The sequence below is a fragment of the Vibrio sp. 2-Bac 85 genome, from assembly GCF_037546705.1.
Lineage (GTDB): Bacteria > Pseudomonadota > Gammaproteobacteria > Enterobacterales > Psychromonadaceae > Psychromonas.
Genome location: NZ_JALAAB010000019.1, coordinates 92,219 through 108,066, shown reverse-complemented (window position 1 = coordinate 108,066; position 15,848 = coordinate 92,219). Strand labels below are relative to the sequence as shown.

The following is a 15,848-nucleotide window of genomic DNA, read 5'->3' as shown; positions in this document are numbered from 1 at the left end:
GAATCTGATCACAAATTAAATTCTTTTGGTATTATTAACGACTAGATATTAACGATTAGATTACTTAGTAATTATTTGTCGTGTTTGATTTAGCATCTGCATGAGTCTGTTTATTATGCGTTTCGTTAGTTGATGTAGCGCTTTGTTTGTCGTTAACTTGTTCAGCATCAGTTTGTTCAGTTAATAGCTGACCTAACTGTTTTCCCCCTTTAATTGCAAAATCCAGTGTACGAATAGGGAATGGGATCAAGATATCAGCTTCTTCTAGCGTATTTTTAATAACAGAAATAGCTTGGTGTCTTGCTGCCATGAAGCCTGTTTGGCCTGGGTAATCAATCCAAAACCACACTAATAAATTAATAGCGCTATCTCCAAAGCTTTCAGCGTATACATTGGTTTCCTGTTTTTTGATCACAAAGTCACATTCATTTAATGCGTTAACTAACAGCTTCGCAGCTTGGTCGGGATCGTCTGCATAGGAAATTGAAACGGGGACTTCAATACGTCTTTCTCCAATCACTGTGTAATTGGTTAATATATTTCTGAACAATATTTTGTTAGGGATGATTTCTAGTTGGCCAAAAAATGTTTCAACTAAGGTATTACGTAAGTTAATGGTTTTAACAGTTCCAAATACACCATCAGCTTCGACTATATCGCCGATTTTAAATGGTTTTCGTATACCCATTACAATGCCGGCAATTAGATTTTCAGTCATATCTTGGAAGGCAAAACCGATTGCCAAACCTATTATCCCTGCACCCGCTAATAACGAGGTGACTGTACCTTTTAAGCCAACAAAGTCTAAGCAAATGAAAATACCCATCAATATTAAGCAGGTTTTAAGAATCGCTGTGATTAAATCAGCTATTTGGTGGGAGTCAAATGCGCGCCTTAATACTTTACGCATTACATTACCGGCAATACGTGCGAATAAAGAGAAGAAAATAATAAAGATAATTGCCACGATTAAATTGGGTATATGCTGAATACCTGTCTCTATCCAAGTATTTAGCTTTTCTTCAATCAGCTTCCAATATTGATCAATATTTAATAAGTCCACGTCGTACTCCTAGAAAAATCATACATAAAACTCATACATACAAATTACACTGCAAATTTTAGGCCCGAACTTAACTTGCTGATATTATTTAATTTATTGGTTTTTTGATGGGTTTCAAAAAGCGAAATAGTAAATTTTACAAAAAAAATTGTCAGTTATTCCTAGAGCCGCATCTTCTTTGCTGAGGATAATATAGAGTTAAGTGCAATGACTGTTGCGCTGATGGAAGGGGGCTTGAAGTAAAAGCGCTAAGTGTTATTTCCTATTGTGAACAGGTTCACTAAGCGCTGTTATTTTTATTGTTTTAAAAAAACCGTTAACGCACTGGGGTTAATACAAATATTGAGCGTATCACTTTCAAATAATTCACCATCAATGACGTATTTAATCGTTTCTTTACTATTGATTTTTATTTTTTTAACACGCTTAGCCCGAATATTTTGTTCACTATCTACTGGCCTTGGTTGGTCATTATTAAAGCTCAATCCAGCTGAAATCAATTCACCTAACCCCATTAATTTACTGCCTACCTGTTGTGTTGAGTTAATCCATGTAACATCAAGGTAACCGTCTTGAATGTTAGGTGCACCGTTACCTTGTGCTAGCAAACTTGTTACGGGAGCGGCATTAGCAACTACAAAACTTGTGGTTTCGATAGGGGTAAAATCCTGATCATCAAAGGCGACATCAACATGATAGGTTTTTCCCTCTGAATAGGCTTTCCAAAAACCATTTAAATATGCAAATTGCCCGTTATCATCTTTTACTTCTCTGTCTGCAAAATTGATCATGTCATATTCAAGACCAATCCCTGCTAATAACAGCGCCGTTTTACCATTACATTTTGCTGTATCAATTTTAACTGTTTGCTTATTACATATGTGTGATAGCGCAAGCTCAACGGGGGTTATTTTAGACAGGTGGCCGTATAAATGGTGGGCTAATGCATTCGCGGTGCCCATAGGTAAAAAACCAAATGTGATATTGGTATTCACCACCTCTTCAGCAACTTCTCTTAAAGTGCCGTCTCCTCCCGCAGCAATGACTGTCGAAGTCTTAGCCGCCAGCGCTTGTTCGGTATAGTGTTTAGCGGATACTGTTGTGGTTGTTTCTCTTACTGTTAATGAGAAGTGTTTATTAAGTTGATTGATAACATCGACTTTATATTGCTCCCATTTCCCACCACCTGCAGCCGGATTTACAATTAACCAAGCCGTTGGATAAGTATTAAGGCTTTTCTGTTCTCGATATTGCGCTAAGCGTCTTAACTGTTTTTTGTTTAAGCCTGCCTGGGTTCGCACACTTGATATGTTATCTAATACTTCTCGAACGGTTAAGTCCGGATTTTTTGCTAATAAATAAGCCGCGGCAACAAATACCGAACGTCCTCTGCCTAAAGCGCAGTGAACCACTACGTTGTTATCGTCATTAATATGGTTGTCGATCCAAGTGATTGCTTGCTGTAAAGAATCGAGATCCGGTGTTTGATGGTCTAATGTTGGAATATTCAAATAATCTAGTTCTAATGCAGTACTTCCCCAATCTAAGGCACTAAATTCAGCGGTCATATCTACAATTGCATGAATATCACTGATGTCTCCGGATATAAAGTCTTGTGTATTTAAACGCGTTGCGACGAATAAACCTTTGCCTACTTTATGTATTTTAGGGGTCTTATCCAGCCTCCTGGCAATGCCATTATAAATATAAACACCTGCAATAAATGGCCATAATAAAACATTGATATAGAGGGGAATGCGTCCATCGCTATTTTTTCTAAATATACTGGGCATCTTAATCAGGTAAGCAATTGAAATAACGGCGAGAGAGGCACTGATCCAATATAAAATAAAAGACAGTAAAAAAGTGTTGAAATAACCCAATAAAGCAAAAATGAAGGTTAATGCGATGTAATAAAAATAAATAGGCATTACTAATCCCCTTATGAAAAAACGATAGCATTACCAGAGGGGCGCACCCATCTATCAAAGCAATCAATAATTGAGTGTATTTGCAAAGGCCGTACCAAACTTTAACTTACTGATAAATATTGTTTTATTGTTTTTTCTAAATGAAAATTTAAACTGGTTGTGTAAATTTTACATGAGTGATTGTTAATACTGCTCGATTACAATGGCAATGGTGGTGCTTAAATTGGTAAGTTGTTTTTGTTTTTGTTTTAGTTGCTGTCGTATTTGTTGTAGCTATTGTCGGGAGTTTTTTAGCTTCTTGGTATCTGAGAAAGTCAGAGGTTATTGTCTTTTAATAACTGAATAAATTCACTTAATGAATGTTGGTAAAAATCACGGATTAAATTCTCTGTTTCAAGTGCATTTTTATCCATAAAAAGACTAAAAACATCTTGTTTAAAAAAGGGGCCTAAAAAGCGTCGGCGTTGAGAAACCTTGGCCGAAATAATCCATTTATCTTTCTCTAAGCTAGAAATCTGTAAAGAGGTATCGTCAAGCTCTGGAATTTGTAACATTAACATTTTCATCGTGGATGTTGGTTGTTTATTCTCCCATTGAAAGTTTCTAAAAAAATGTAACGCTTCATTTAAGGTCGGCTGCAACGGAACATCTTGTTCCATTTCTTGATCGTAATAACCACAAAAGATTCCGTTCACTTTTAGCTCCTATTCTAAGCTCCTGAACAATACTGAGTCCAATACCTTACATAGTTGATTTATTTAAAACCAGTAATTTTGAGCTGTATCGTTGATGAAAGTTAAAAAAATAATGATGATTTTGTAATAGGCCATAATGCTGATTGTTACTGGCCCTTTTCTTTTAACAATAACAATAAAGATGAATGTAATTAGTTAATAATAACGCCCAATTGATGCAGTACAAAAAACATAGAAAAGCTGATTAATAAACCACTAATCCCTAATATCACTCCTACTTTAAGCATTTGAGAACTTCTTATATGTCCACTAGCATAAGCGAGAGCATTAGGTGGTGTACTGACGGGTAAAGACATACCTAAAGAGGCTGCAAAGGTTACTGATAATATGAGGACCATTTGACCGCCATAGGGAAGTAATGAATGCATCGATGCACCTAATGTGGCAACTAAAGGTAATAGCAGGTTAGCACTAGCTGTATTAGACATAAAATTAGCCATCAATAAACACAACATAGAAGCGCCAACAATCAGCACTAATGGGTGAAAGTGATGGAATGGAATCGCTTCGATGGTGCGTGCGGCCAGTCCTGTTTTATCTAATGCTAAACCTAAGGCTATGCCGCCGGAAACAAGCCATAAAACATCCCAGGAAATATGCTTTAAGTCTTCCTTACTAATGATATTAAAAATAGAGAATATGGCGACGGGTAACATAGCAACTACGTAAGAGCTCATTCCATGCAAGTCTCCTAGTAACCATAATATGATGGTTAATAAAAAGGTTCCATAAACGAGCCAAGCCTTGGGCGTTTTTAAAAATGTGCCTTCGATATCTAGTTTTATGGCATTAACGGAAGCAGGAAATAGATGGTTTAGTAACAACCAAGCTAGCAATAACATCACCGCAACAAAGGGCACACCCATTGCCATCCATTCTGCAAAGCTAACACTGTTTTCATTGACTAAGTATTTAAGCGCGACCGCATTAGGTGGTGTACCAATAGGCGTGGCGATACCGCCGATGTTAGCTGCAACAGGAACCGATAATGCAAAGGCTATCTTACCCATGTCCTTATCACCAAATAATGCTAACACTGGGGTTAAAATAGATAGCATCATAGCGGTGGTTGCGGTATTACTCATAAACATTGAAAAAACAGCGGTGATCAACATTATTCCAAGCATTACATATTTAGGCTGGTGGCCAAATGGGCGCAACAGTACGCGGGCTAAATTAATATCCAAACGATATTTGGTCGAGGCAATAGCTAAGAAAAAACCACCGAGAAAAAGCATGATAATCGGTGATGCGAAGGTGGCCATAATGTCAGTTTGGCTAAGTAAATGCCCTTGCAGTTGTGGTGTGTCATTGGTGGCAAACCATAATCCGTGATCGGAAATAAGCAGCAATTCTAATACAATAATTAACACGGAAGTGGCGTAAATTGGAATCGGCTCCAAGACCCAGCACAAAGCAGCCATTACAAAAATAGCCATCACACGTTGCTCTACTAATGTTAAACCAGCGAGTCCAAAGCTATTTGCGGGTAATAAAATAATAATTAAGGGCAATAAAATAGGCAGAATGTACTTCAAGTTTTTTTTTATCATTTAATATGCCTCCCACAAAGCGATCCAATTTACGTTGATGTTAATGTTAAGCTATTGAAGTAATTCTGTTTGTACCCTCGCGTTATTTTATTGTCTACTGTTATTACGAACTCGTTATTATCAAAAACTAATGCAGTAAAATTTATGATTTAAGTAATCGATACAGAGTAGGGGCATCGAGTTTCTTTATAAAAGGTTCATAGTCAATTCCTTTTTCAAGGATGAATTGTGTCAATAACTCCTTCACCATTTGAATTAGCTCGTCAGAGTCCCAGGTTTTGGCTAAGAAGCCATCAACCTTGGCGCTGTTAATCGCTTTGATAGTATCTGCTTGTGTGGCATGGCCCGTAAGCAGAATTTTTTTAGTGCCAATGAAGCGATTGTCGGTTGCTACTTCTGTTAATAATGCAACGCCTGATTTAACGGGTAAAAAATGCCCTGAAATAATTAAAGCGACATATTCTTGCTGAGCATCGAAGGTTTCTAATAATTGCTCACATTGCTCTGCAGATTGGCACTCTTTGATCGTGAACATTTCACTAAAAAAGCTAAGGTCTCGATTGACGGCCTCTAGGATTTCGCGATCATCGTCAACGCAAATAATATTAATTTTTTCCATTTTAATTCCTCCTACACAGCCATCAATAAAAGTAATCATTGCTAATAAAACAAAAAGTCATTCACTCCAATAAAAAAGTAATTAGCTCCAGTAAAATAAAAAGTAACGATCTTCAATAGTAAGGTAATTAGCGCTAACAAAACGATGTTCATATCTAAGCGTTAACAAAGATATGGACAAAGGTATAGCATAGCCTCAACAGTCGAAATAGGTGTTCAGATCAAGTAAAGGCAGGATCGCTATATCTTTTAGTTGAGTTTGATAAGGGCGTCTTTAAAAGGTGTTTTAGCGTTTTTACCAGTTGGATTATTAGTGCTTAAATCCACATTTAATTCATATTTGAGAACTATTTATTTGCTATAGTATAACCATGGTAATAGTAGGTGAATTGCGTCATTTTGAGCGCCTATTTAAGTCGCTATTACAATCCTTATTTAAGTTCTTAGAAGGCGAGGGTTATGCGTAGAATAAAATGGTTTATACCGGTTTTTTTTGGTTCATTGACCCTGTTATGGGTATTAGCCGAAAATTTTCAATTACTTCCCTGGTCTTACTTTCCCATTCGTAAAGTATTGATGCAGTATAGTGGTATTTTAGCAATGGCTACGATGAGCATTATTATGCTGCTAGCACTGCGTTTAAAGCCCTTAGAAAAGTTATTAAATGGTTTAGATAAGTCATATCGTTTACATAAATGGTTAGGCATAAGTAGTTTGGTGTTTATTCTTATCCATTGGTTTTGGACTAAAGGTTCAAAATATTTGGTCAACTGGGGGCTATTAGATAAGCCTGGTGGAAAAGGGCGAATGCTGTCAACGATTGATGCATCTTCATTTGAAGGGCTATTACATAGCTTACGTCATTCCGCAGAATCGGTAGGTGAGTGGAGTTTTTATGTGCTGCTACTATTGATTGCTATCGCCTTATTCAAAAAGATCAGTTACCCAATATTTTTGACAACACATAAACTAATGTCCGTTGTTTATCTATTGTTTGTATTTCATAGTTTAGTATTAGTGAAGTTTAGTTATTGGCAGCAACCTATAGGCTGGTTTGTTGGGTTATTAATCGTCATCGGTTGTTGGGCTGCAATACAAAGCTTAATAGGTAATATTGGACAAAAAAATAAAATACAGGGCCATATTGAAAGCTTTCACTTTTATAAAAGTAACCACGTATTAAGTCTCTGCGTGGGGACTTCAAAGCAATGGCCTGGTCATGAACCTGGGCAGTTTGCTTTTGTTACATTTTTGGGGCAAGAACCACATCCATTTACTATTGCGAGTATGCCAAACTCATCGGGTTCTGTGCGTTTTCATATTAAAGCGATTGGCGATTTTACGGATAGACTTAATAGCAGCATTAAAGTGGGTGATCCGGTCACATTAGAAGGCCCTTACGGTTGTTTTAACTTTAAATCTAAAACCGGTCATCAAATTTGGGTTGCAGGGGGAATTGGTATCGCTGCCTTTACTGCGAGAATGGAAGCGCTGGCGAATACAGAACAGTCTTGCTCTGTGGATCTGTTTTATTGTACGCAAAGCCCTGATCCTACTTTTATTCAATACATTAGCTCATTAGCTAAACAAGCAAATGTTAAATTACACTTTTGGGATGTGAATAAGCAGGGATTTTTAAATGCTAAACAGATCACTGAAATGGCAATGGATTGGGCGGATTCAGATGTTTGGTTTTGTGGGCCTCAATCTTTTTCTAGTGCATTGCAGCATGCATTTGATGAGCTTGGATTAAGCAAAAGTAAATTTCATTATGAGTTATTTCAGATGCGTTAGTGGTTAATTATTTGCAGTAGTAATTAATTATTTGCAGTAGTAGTTAATTATTTACAGTAGTAATACTGCTGCTACATGTTTTGATGAGTGTATTAATAGTAATTTATTCTAATTGATACACTTAAATTCATACACCTAAACTCGTACATTAAAAAACAAAATCAAGGTGTTAGCGTGATTATGGAAGTGTTGTCAAAGGTCTTTGGCGGTTACAAACATGAGTCGGTCGCTATAAACATTCGCTAGTACAGTCCAATTCGCATGAGATTACTTGCTCATCAATAAAACCTATTCATTCTGAGGGTTATATAAATTATTAAATACAAAAGTATGATGCATAGCATTATTTTTTATCATTTTTAGGGCTAGGATGAAGTTCAAATCAACCGTGTTTATTAAAGAGATTTATTATGAAACAACCGAATGCTTTTCAACCTTTTTTATTTTCAAGTTTCCAAAAAATACACAGTTTGACCTTGGGGGACTTAAAATGGAAAGCATTTGAGTCTCATGATTTTTTAGGTGATAGCGATGACTGGGGAATGGTAATTGAAAATATGTTAACCGAGAAAAACCCCGATCTTTTAGCAAAATTAACGCTGTGTAGCGACCATGATATGTTTTGTATTCGCAGCCAAGATAGAGATGCATTGCATGACGTAGCTGAAATGGTGTCTGAGTTTTATGATGATGATGCGCGTTTAGATACTTTTATTGAACGTTATGCGCAGTATGACTTTGTACCTAACGCATCCGTTTGAAAGACTCTTTAAATAAAATATTTGATTATCAAGAGATAATATTGAGTAAATAGCGAATTATTACTTGTTTACTATTTGCTCACCTTCCCTGCTATTCTTATTAACAATGATTCTTAGCCACCTGTGAGTCAGGTATTTAGTTACGTACTCTATGTATACAGTGAACTGTTCTGCTATGTATTCGGCTTTCTATTCAATTTTTTAACTTTCTATTCACGTTCTATTCAGTTATTTATTCAGTTAACTATGCTGCAATGTAACTGCGCAGCAATATAACTGCGATAAACTTAACTATTACTCATCCAGACTCTTCCTGCCAATTATTATTGTTCGCCTTTTAATGTTACTTTTGTCATTTGTAAAGTGATGTAAGGTTGTTGTTATAAGGTAAGTAGCTATAAGATAAGCCATTGTAAGGTAAGTGGCTATAAGATAAGTTGTTGTAAGTTCGGTAGTTATAAATAGGTGAGTATCTAATTCTTTTTATAAAGTGATCATGAGGGTGTTATGGATTTAGTGATTTTTGATTGTGATGGAACATTGGTCGACAGTGAGTTTCTCTGTAACCTAGCGATGCAGCAACAGCTGGCAGAATTAGATATTGAGGCAAGTGCTGAACAACTTGTTGCTGAGTATCGAGGTGTTAAGCTTAATGTGATCATGTCGAGCTTAGAGGCAGTATTTTCAACCACCTTTCCTGATAATTTCGAAGTTGAATATAGAAAGAAAGTAGCTCAACTTTTTGACCTTCACTTAACCCCTAATCAAGGTGTTATTGAGTTAATTGAATCGCTGAGTATTCCCTATTGTATTGCTTCATCAGCCCCTAGAATGAAAATAGAACAGGCACTACGGGTGACAGGGTTGTATAAGTATTTTAAAGGTAAAATATTCAGCGCCTATGAAGTCGGCTCTTGGAAGCCTGACCCAGGTTTATTTTTACATGCAGCAGAAACCATGCAGGTTGACCCGGCTAATTGTTATGTGATTGAAGATAGTCTAGTCGGTTTACAGGCAGCCAATGCAGCCCAGATGAAGAGTGTTTATTACGCACCTAATGTAGTTGAACAAAGTCCGCTTGCGATGTTGCAAGTACAACATATGTCGGAATTGATTGGCAAACTTTAAGTATGATTGATGTGCAAATAATAAGGCGTTAAATCATCAACATACTCGATGATTTAACGCCTTTGCTTATGGCGTTGCTACCTTAAACTTGAGTGCGGTTAAGGTTATTTAAGCATCATAGGTGGTGGAAGAAATATCACCTCCATGTCCTGTCCAATTGTTATGGAAGAACTCACCAGCAGGTTTATCTATTCGCTCAAAGGTATGCGCGCCAAAATAATCTCGTTGTGCTTGGATCATATTCGCTGGCAATTGCGCCGTCGTGTAACCATCTAAAAAGGTTAATGCAGAGGTCATACATGGCATTGGTAGGCCAATCTGCAGAGAGCTAGATGCGACGTCTCTCCATGCTGGTAAACAACGTTCTAGAATATCTTTAAAATAAGGGTCTAAGCCTAGGAAGTTGAGTTCAGGTTGTGTCGCAAAGGCATCTCGAATATTACCCAAAAATGCACTACGTATAATACAACCACCGCGCCACATTAATGCCACGTTACCGTAATTTAGCTCCCAATTATTTTCGTCCGATGCTTGTCTCATCAGCATAAAGCCCTGTGCATAGGAGATGATTTTACTCGCTAACAGTGCATCACGTAGTGCATTAATCCATTTTGCTTTATCTTCTTTGATAGGCGAAATAGATTTGTTAAATAAGCTACTTGCTTCAACACGTTGTTGTTTAATAGAAGATAAGTAACGCGCAAAAACAGATTCAGTAATTAATGTTAAAGGGATACCTAGGTCAAGGGCATTAATTCCTGTCCATTTACCGGTACCTTTTTGCCCTGCGGTATCCATGATTTTTTCAACCAGTGGTTCGCCATCAGTGTCTTTAAAGGCCAGAATCTGTATGGTTATTTCTACTAAGTAACTATTTAACTCTGTTTCATTCCATTCACGGAAGGTGGCTTCCATCTCTTCATGTGACATCAATAATGCTTCTTTCATGAAGTGATAAGCTTCACTGATTAACTGCATATCACCGTATTCGATACCGTTATGGATCATTTTTACAAAATGGCCTGAGCCAGCATTACCTACCCAATCACAACAAGGTTCACCTTGATCTGTTTTTGCAGAAATACCTTGGAAGATAGGTTTGATATGCGGCCACGCTTTAATGTCGCCACCTGGCATAATAGAGGGGCCAAAGCGCGCACCTTCTTCACCACCTGAAACACCTGCACCTACAAAATGAAGGCCTAACTCGCTTAGTTTTTGAACACGGCGGTTACTGTCAACATAATTAGAATTACCGCCATCAATGATAATATCTCCTTTATCTAGGAGTGGCAGTAGGGCATCTATAAAATGATCAACAACGTCACCAGCTCGCACCATTAACATTATTTTACGCGGTGCTGCTAATAAGCTCATCATTTCCTCTAAGGAGTGTGCGCCAACAATATTGGTATCTTTTGCTGTTGATGCTAAAAATTGATCAACTTTTGACACGGTACGATTATAAGCAACCACTTTAAAACCATGGTCATTCATATTTAAAATTAGGTTTTGCCCCATCACGGCTAGGCCTATGACTGCGATATCAGCATTCATCATTGTTTCCTTTTTGTAATAGTGTTGCGGATTCTGGATCTAAATAAAACTCGGTTAATCCTGATTTAGTTGAAATATGAGCTGCAGGGTAGATGTCCCCACTGTTTGCTTGAGTATTTATGGTATAAATCATCTCAGCTTTACTCGCGCCCATCACTAAATAAGTAATGCGTTTACTCTGCTCTATTAAATGTGCAGTTTTAGAGATACGTAGTTGACCAGATTGCGGTTGTGTTGCAATAAAAGTTAAGTTGGTTTCTTCGTAATTAGTTTGCCCTGGGAAAATAGATGCTGTGTGTCCATCTCCCCCCATTCCTAAAATGATCCAATCAAATTGTGGAATATTATCATCACCGCAAGGGATTATGTCTTGTATCTCTTGAGCATAGCGCAGCTCCTCTTCAGCGGGAGGGTTTTCACCTTTAATACGATGAACATTTTCTGCTGGTATATCGATATGATCAAATAAACGTTGTTTACATTGACCGTAATTACTTTCTTCGTGGTCAGGGGCAACACAGCGTTCATCACCCCACCAAAAATGCAATTGCTGCCAATTGATGGTGTTTGCGTAATCGGAACTTGCTATATAATCAAATAACAGATTAGGCGTAGAACCTCCCGATAAAGAGATATGGATTTTATGCTCACTAAGACTGAGTTGTTGTAAATCAGTCGCAAGTTTATCAAGCAATGCTTGAGTGGAATTGAAAATTATATTATTCACATTAAAGCTCACAGTAGTCAGTATCAGTTAAATTCTTACAAGGAGAACGCCATGTTTGATCTTTTTCAAACAGCGCTTCTGCCTCAATCGGCCCCCATGTCCCTGCGGCATAACCGTAAAGATCAAAGGATTGTTTTTTATAATCAAGAATAGGTTGCACAAATTGCCAACAGGCGTGAACGGCATCACTTCTAGAAAATAAGGTCGCATCACCTTTTACAACATCCAATAATAAGCGCTCATAAGCGGTTAATAGTTGTGTGTTTTTTAAGTTTTTGTAATGGAAGTCCATGGAAACTTCCTCGGTGTTAAAACCAGACCCTGGTTTTTTTAAACCAAAAGTAAGTAAAGTACCTTCATCGGGTTGAATACGAATGATCAGTTTATTATCTGGTGGGTTTGCTGAAAAAACCGGATGTGGTGTTTTTTTGAAGTGAATAACTACTTCAGTAACACGAGTAGGCATGCGTTTAGCGGTACGTACATAAAATGGCACTCCGTCCCAACGCCAATTTTTGATAAACATCTTCAATGCTACATAGGTTTCAGTACGAGAATCATTAGGTACACCTTCTTCTTCTCGGTAGCTTGATAAGCATTTACCACGCACATGTGATTTTGTATATTGCCCTAACACTAGGTTATGTTTTAGGTCATGGTCGGTGAGAGGTTTTAGGCATTGCAAAACTTTGACAACTTCATCACGCATTGAATCGGCGTTAATCACTGCTGGCGGTTCCATTGCGACCATTGCGATCACTTGTAATAAATGATTCTGGATCATGTCGCGCATTGCACCAGAATTATCGTAGTAACCTCCACGTGTTCCTATGCCTAAATCTTCTGCGCCAGTGACTTCGATATAATCGATATATTTAGCATTCCATAAAGGTTCAAAAATACTATTTGCAAAGCGTAAAACTAACATGTTTTGTACTGTTTCTTTGCCTAGGTAATGGTCTATGCGATAAAGTTGTTTTTCGGTAAAGTCTTGATATAAGCTTTTGTCCAGTTCTATTGCAGATTCAAGGTCATAACCAAAGGGTTTTTCAATAACTAAGCGTTTCCATCCGTTATCTTCTTTATTCATGCCATGCGCAGCAAGATTTTTAGGGATGACGGAGTAAAGACTAGGTGGTGTTGCAAGATAATAGAGGGTATTACTTGGTATTTCTAATTGTGTCTCTAAGGATTCAATACGCTCTTTAAGGACTGCATATTGATCTACTTTAGCAGGATCTATCGCTTGGTAAAATAAGTGTTTAGAGAATTTATCCAGTGCTGCTTGATCAACATCAGGGTCAGATTCGATATGCTTAATTAACTTATCTCGAAAACTCTGGTCACTATAATCACTTCTACTGACCCCGATAATAGCAAATGAGGTTGGTAATTCTTTTAGCATATAAAGCTTAAAAAGGGCGGGTATTAACATGCGTTGTGTCAGGTCGCCAGATGCGCCAAAAATCACAATGCAGTTATTATCAAGAGTTAACATTAATCTATCCTTATTTAAATAGGCGAAAAAGATTAAAAAATCTGATTATTAGGTTATCGCGGATATAGATTTCATTTTTGTGTTTAAACTTTAACTTAGTGTTAAACAATTTTTTGTTTGATTAACAGCCAATGATATGGACACTGTTTAAAACATAAAGTTTTGCTTCTATAGACTGTTTACTGAGATACCATATTCTAAACATGTTTTGTTTAGCAAGGATCTTTTTTATAATAAATTATTATCAACATCTACTCGTTACCCATCAATATGCATTATTCAGTCGCTAACTCGGGCCTTGGACATGACGACAATGGTCAATCCTTATCGAATGTTACAATGCAGTATTGGTTTTCTAGTTAGTGAACCGCAAGGTGATTATCTTCATTTTAGTGATTAAATTTTTATAGGGTATTGATTTTAAACGTTATATATTCAATCCTATATCTTCAACCTTATGCCTTGAACTTGTTCAATTCTCTTCTTGCTGATTTTTGCATCTTGGATGATAACGGGTATGATTAATGAATTTCATTTTATAAAATGACGACGGTGATAATGATGAAAACAATACTATGCTTTGGTGATTCAAATACTTGGGGAACAGTACCCGATGAGGATCGACGTTATGATTTAACTGAAAGGTGGACAAGCTTATTAAAAAACGCGCTTCCTGCTCATTTTGAAGTTATTGAGGCAGGGCAACCTGGGCGTACAACTGTGCATGATGATCCTTTTAATGCTGGCCGAAATGGACTGCAATATTTACGTCCATGTTTAGAATCTCATGTGCCTGATTTGGTGCTGATCATGCTCGGTACCAATGATTTAAAGCATCGTTTTGGCCTGTCTCCCGATGACATTTCACGCGGTGTGTCTGTGTTAGTTGAAACGGTACATAAATTTGACACTGCTTGCAAAAAAAAGGCACCTAAAGTTTTATTGATCTCTCCTCCTCCTATTTATGAGGTTGGTGAATTCGCTGATATGTTTGCAGGTGGGACTGCTAAATCCTTATCCTTAGCAGAATACTATCAACGTAGCGCAGAAAAACTAGGGTGTAGCTTCTTTGATGCAGGTAGCGTCGTTACCTCATGTAATAAAGAGGGAATTCATTGGGATGTAGAGCAACATAAACTTTTTGCTAATGCCTTAGTGCCAGTGATTCAAGCTATTTTTAGTCATGATATCTAGCGCAGTCCCTCACTACTAACACTCACTAGTAAGGTTCGCTATTAATTCTTAATCATTTGATAGAAGCGACTAAAAGAGTGGCGCTGTTTTCTCCTGATTTAGTGTTAATCAGAGTGCCACTTCCCCACCATGCTATTAGGCCAAGCTGTTCGATTGTAATTTATAGTTGTCGCTTTTTACTGATTGCTAAATTTCTCCACAGAATCCAATAGCCCTCAACCGTTACCAACCTCTATCAATTTTTATAAATTTTTATAAATTTTTATAAATTTTTATAAATTTTTTCAATAAGGCTTATTTTCAATTGGCCGACATTTTTTAACTGTTTGATTAAATAATTATCTTTGATATTGTGGTCGCGCACGTTGATAGCAATATTAATGTCGCATATCCACCGTGAATATGGACTTTTACTTATTGTGTTGAATTTATGATTCAATGATTACAATCGGTATTATGCAACTTAACAAAGATGTTGAGGCGATGGTGTCTGTAGGTTTTTTTATCATAATTAAAAATTAATGGAGTTTTTCATGAAAATTATATCGAGCGTCGCATTGCTACTTGTTTTTTTATCACCTAGTGCTTTTGCAAAATGGCAACTGCAAGGGAATGAATCTAGCGTCAATTTTGTCTCTGTAAAAAGTTCACAAACGGCCGAAGTACATCACTTTAAAAAGCTCACTGGCGCTATAAGCGATACTGGCGCAGTTGAACTCAATATTGATCTTACTAGTGCAGAAACGAATATTGGTATTCGTAATGATAGAGTTAAAGCGATGTTATTTGAAACATCAACATTTTCAAAAGCAAAAGTTAGCGGTGCTATTGATATAGAGAAAGTTGCGCACTTAAATGTAGGCGATAGCTATATTGAAACCGTTAAGTTAGACCTCGACTTGCATGGGGCTTCACAGGAAGTATCAAACGAAGTACAAGTGGTTAAACTTAATGATGGAAAATTATTGGTTAGCTCGATAAGACCGGTTGTTATTAATGCAAGTAGTTTTGGATTAGAGAAAGGCATCGAGCAATTGCGGGAAGTTGCTAAGCTGCCATCAATTAGCACTGCCGTTCCGGTAACATTTAACCTCATTTTTGTGCAATAAAAACGTCGAAATTCCGTTCTACTTATCGTTACAAGCAAACAGTTGGTTATTGAATTGAATTACAAAGTCTATATGGACTGATTCATAATCGGCTATTTTCATGTTGTTTAACACAACGAAAATCTTGAAATTTTACAATTTAGAATTTAACTAATTAGGA

At 37.1% G+C, this 15,848-nt stretch carries 13 protein-coding genes; 5 read left to right on the top strand and 8 right to left on the bottom strand.

The annotated features are described in order from the left end of the window. Positions 1-64: 64 nt before the first annotated feature. From MT390_RS16990 to MT390_RS16970, 5 genes are all read right to left on the bottom strand, one after another. Entirely contained in the window at positions 65-1,063 is a 999-nt protein-coding gene (locus tag MT390_RS16990; RefSeq protein WP_499442291.1) for a mechanosensitive ion channel family protein, read from the bottom strand. A 296-nt stretch (positions 1,064-1,359) separates the two neighbouring features. Further along, a complete protein-coding gene (locus MT390_RS16985; RefSeq protein WP_499442289.1) occupies positions 1,360-2,994 on the bottom strand; it encodes a diacylglycerol kinase family protein in 1,635 nt (544 codons plus the stop codon). A 314-nt stretch (positions 2,995-3,308) separates the two neighbouring features. Beyond that, positions 3,309-3,689 (bottom strand): hypothetical protein, encoded by a 381-nt coding sequence (locus tag MT390_RS16980; RefSeq protein WP_299664147.1) that lies wholly within the window; start codon positions 3,687-3,689, stop codon positions 3,309-3,311. A 191-nt stretch (positions 3,690-3,880) separates the two neighbouring features. Beyond that, the gene (locus MT390_RS16975; RefSeq protein ID WP_499442287.1) at positions 3,881-5,302 is read right to left on the bottom strand and encodes an SLC13 family permease; all 1,422 of its coding nucleotides are present in this window, start codon (positions 5,300-5,302) and stop codon (positions 3,881-3,883) included. 142 nt (positions 5,303-5,444) lie between these two features. Continuing rightward, the gene (locus tag MT390_RS16970; RefSeq protein WP_166369900.1) at positions 5,445-5,921 is read right to left on the bottom strand and encodes a response regulator; all 477 of its coding nucleotides are present in this window, start codon (positions 5,919-5,921) and stop codon (positions 5,445-5,447) included. A 458-nt stretch (positions 5,922-6,379) separates the two neighbouring features. Here MT390_RS16970 and MT390_RS16965 point away from each other — a divergent pair, with 458 nt between their 5' ends. The 3 genes from MT390_RS16965 (at position 6,380) to MT390_RS16955 (ending at position 9,603) form a co-directional block, all read left to right on the top strand. Continuing rightward, positions 6,380-7,714 (top strand): ferredoxin reductase family protein, encoded by a 1,335-nt coding sequence (locus MT390_RS16965; protein ID WP_499442286.1) that lies wholly within the window; start codon positions 6,380-6,382, stop codon positions 7,712-7,714. A 410-nt stretch (positions 7,715-8,124) separates the two neighbouring features. Continuing rightward, entirely contained in the window at positions 8,125-8,475 is a 351-nt protein-coding gene (locus MT390_RS16960) for an Imm51 family immunity protein (protein WP_499442284.1), read from the top strand. A gap of 507 nt (positions 8,476-8,982) precedes the next feature. Beyond that, positions 8,983-9,603 (top strand): HAD family hydrolase, encoded by a 621-nt coding sequence (locus tag MT390_RS16955; RefSeq protein WP_499442282.1) that lies wholly within the window; start codon positions 8,983-8,985, stop codon positions 9,601-9,603. Positions 9,604-9,711: 108 nt separating this feature from the next. Here the strand turns inward: MT390_RS16955 and gnd are convergent, their stop codons facing one another. The 3 genes from gnd to zwf are packed head-to-tail and all read right to left on the bottom strand — an operon-like array spanning position 9,712 to position 13,385. Then, positions 9,712-11,160 (bottom strand): decarboxylating NADP(+)-dependent phosphogluconate dehydrogenase, encoded by a 1,449-nt coding sequence (gene gnd, locus MT390_RS16950; protein ID WP_499442295.1) that lies wholly within the window; start codon positions 11,158-11,160, stop codon positions 9,712-9,714. Then, positions 11,150-11,887, bottom strand: coding sequence for a 6-phosphogluconolactonase (gene pgl / locus MT390_RS16945; protein WP_499442280.1), 738 nt, complete (start codon positions 11,885-11,887; stop codon positions 11,150-11,152). The genes gnd and pgl overlap by 11 nt, the downstream gene beginning before the upstream one ends. A gap of 1 nt (position 11,888) precedes the next feature. Further along, a complete protein-coding gene (gene zwf / locus MT390_RS16940) occupies positions 11,889-13,385 on the bottom strand; it encodes a glucose-6-phosphate dehydrogenase (protein ID WP_499442278.1) in 1,497 nt (498 codons plus the stop codon). A 558-nt stretch (positions 13,386-13,943) separates the two neighbouring features. Between zwf and MT390_RS16935 the strand changes: the two genes are divergently transcribed. Next, positions 13,944-14,579, top strand: a complete 636-nt coding sequence (locus MT390_RS16935; protein ID WP_499442276.1) for an SGNH/GDSL hydrolase family protein — start codon at positions 13,944-13,946, stop codon at positions 14,577-14,579. 533 nt (positions 14,580-15,112) lie between these two features. Next, positions 15,113-15,688, top strand: a complete 576-nt coding sequence (locus MT390_RS16930; RefSeq protein WP_499442274.1) for a YceI family protein — start codon at positions 15,113-15,115, stop codon at positions 15,686-15,688. The last annotated feature ends 160 nt before the right edge of the window (positions 15,689-15,848 follow it).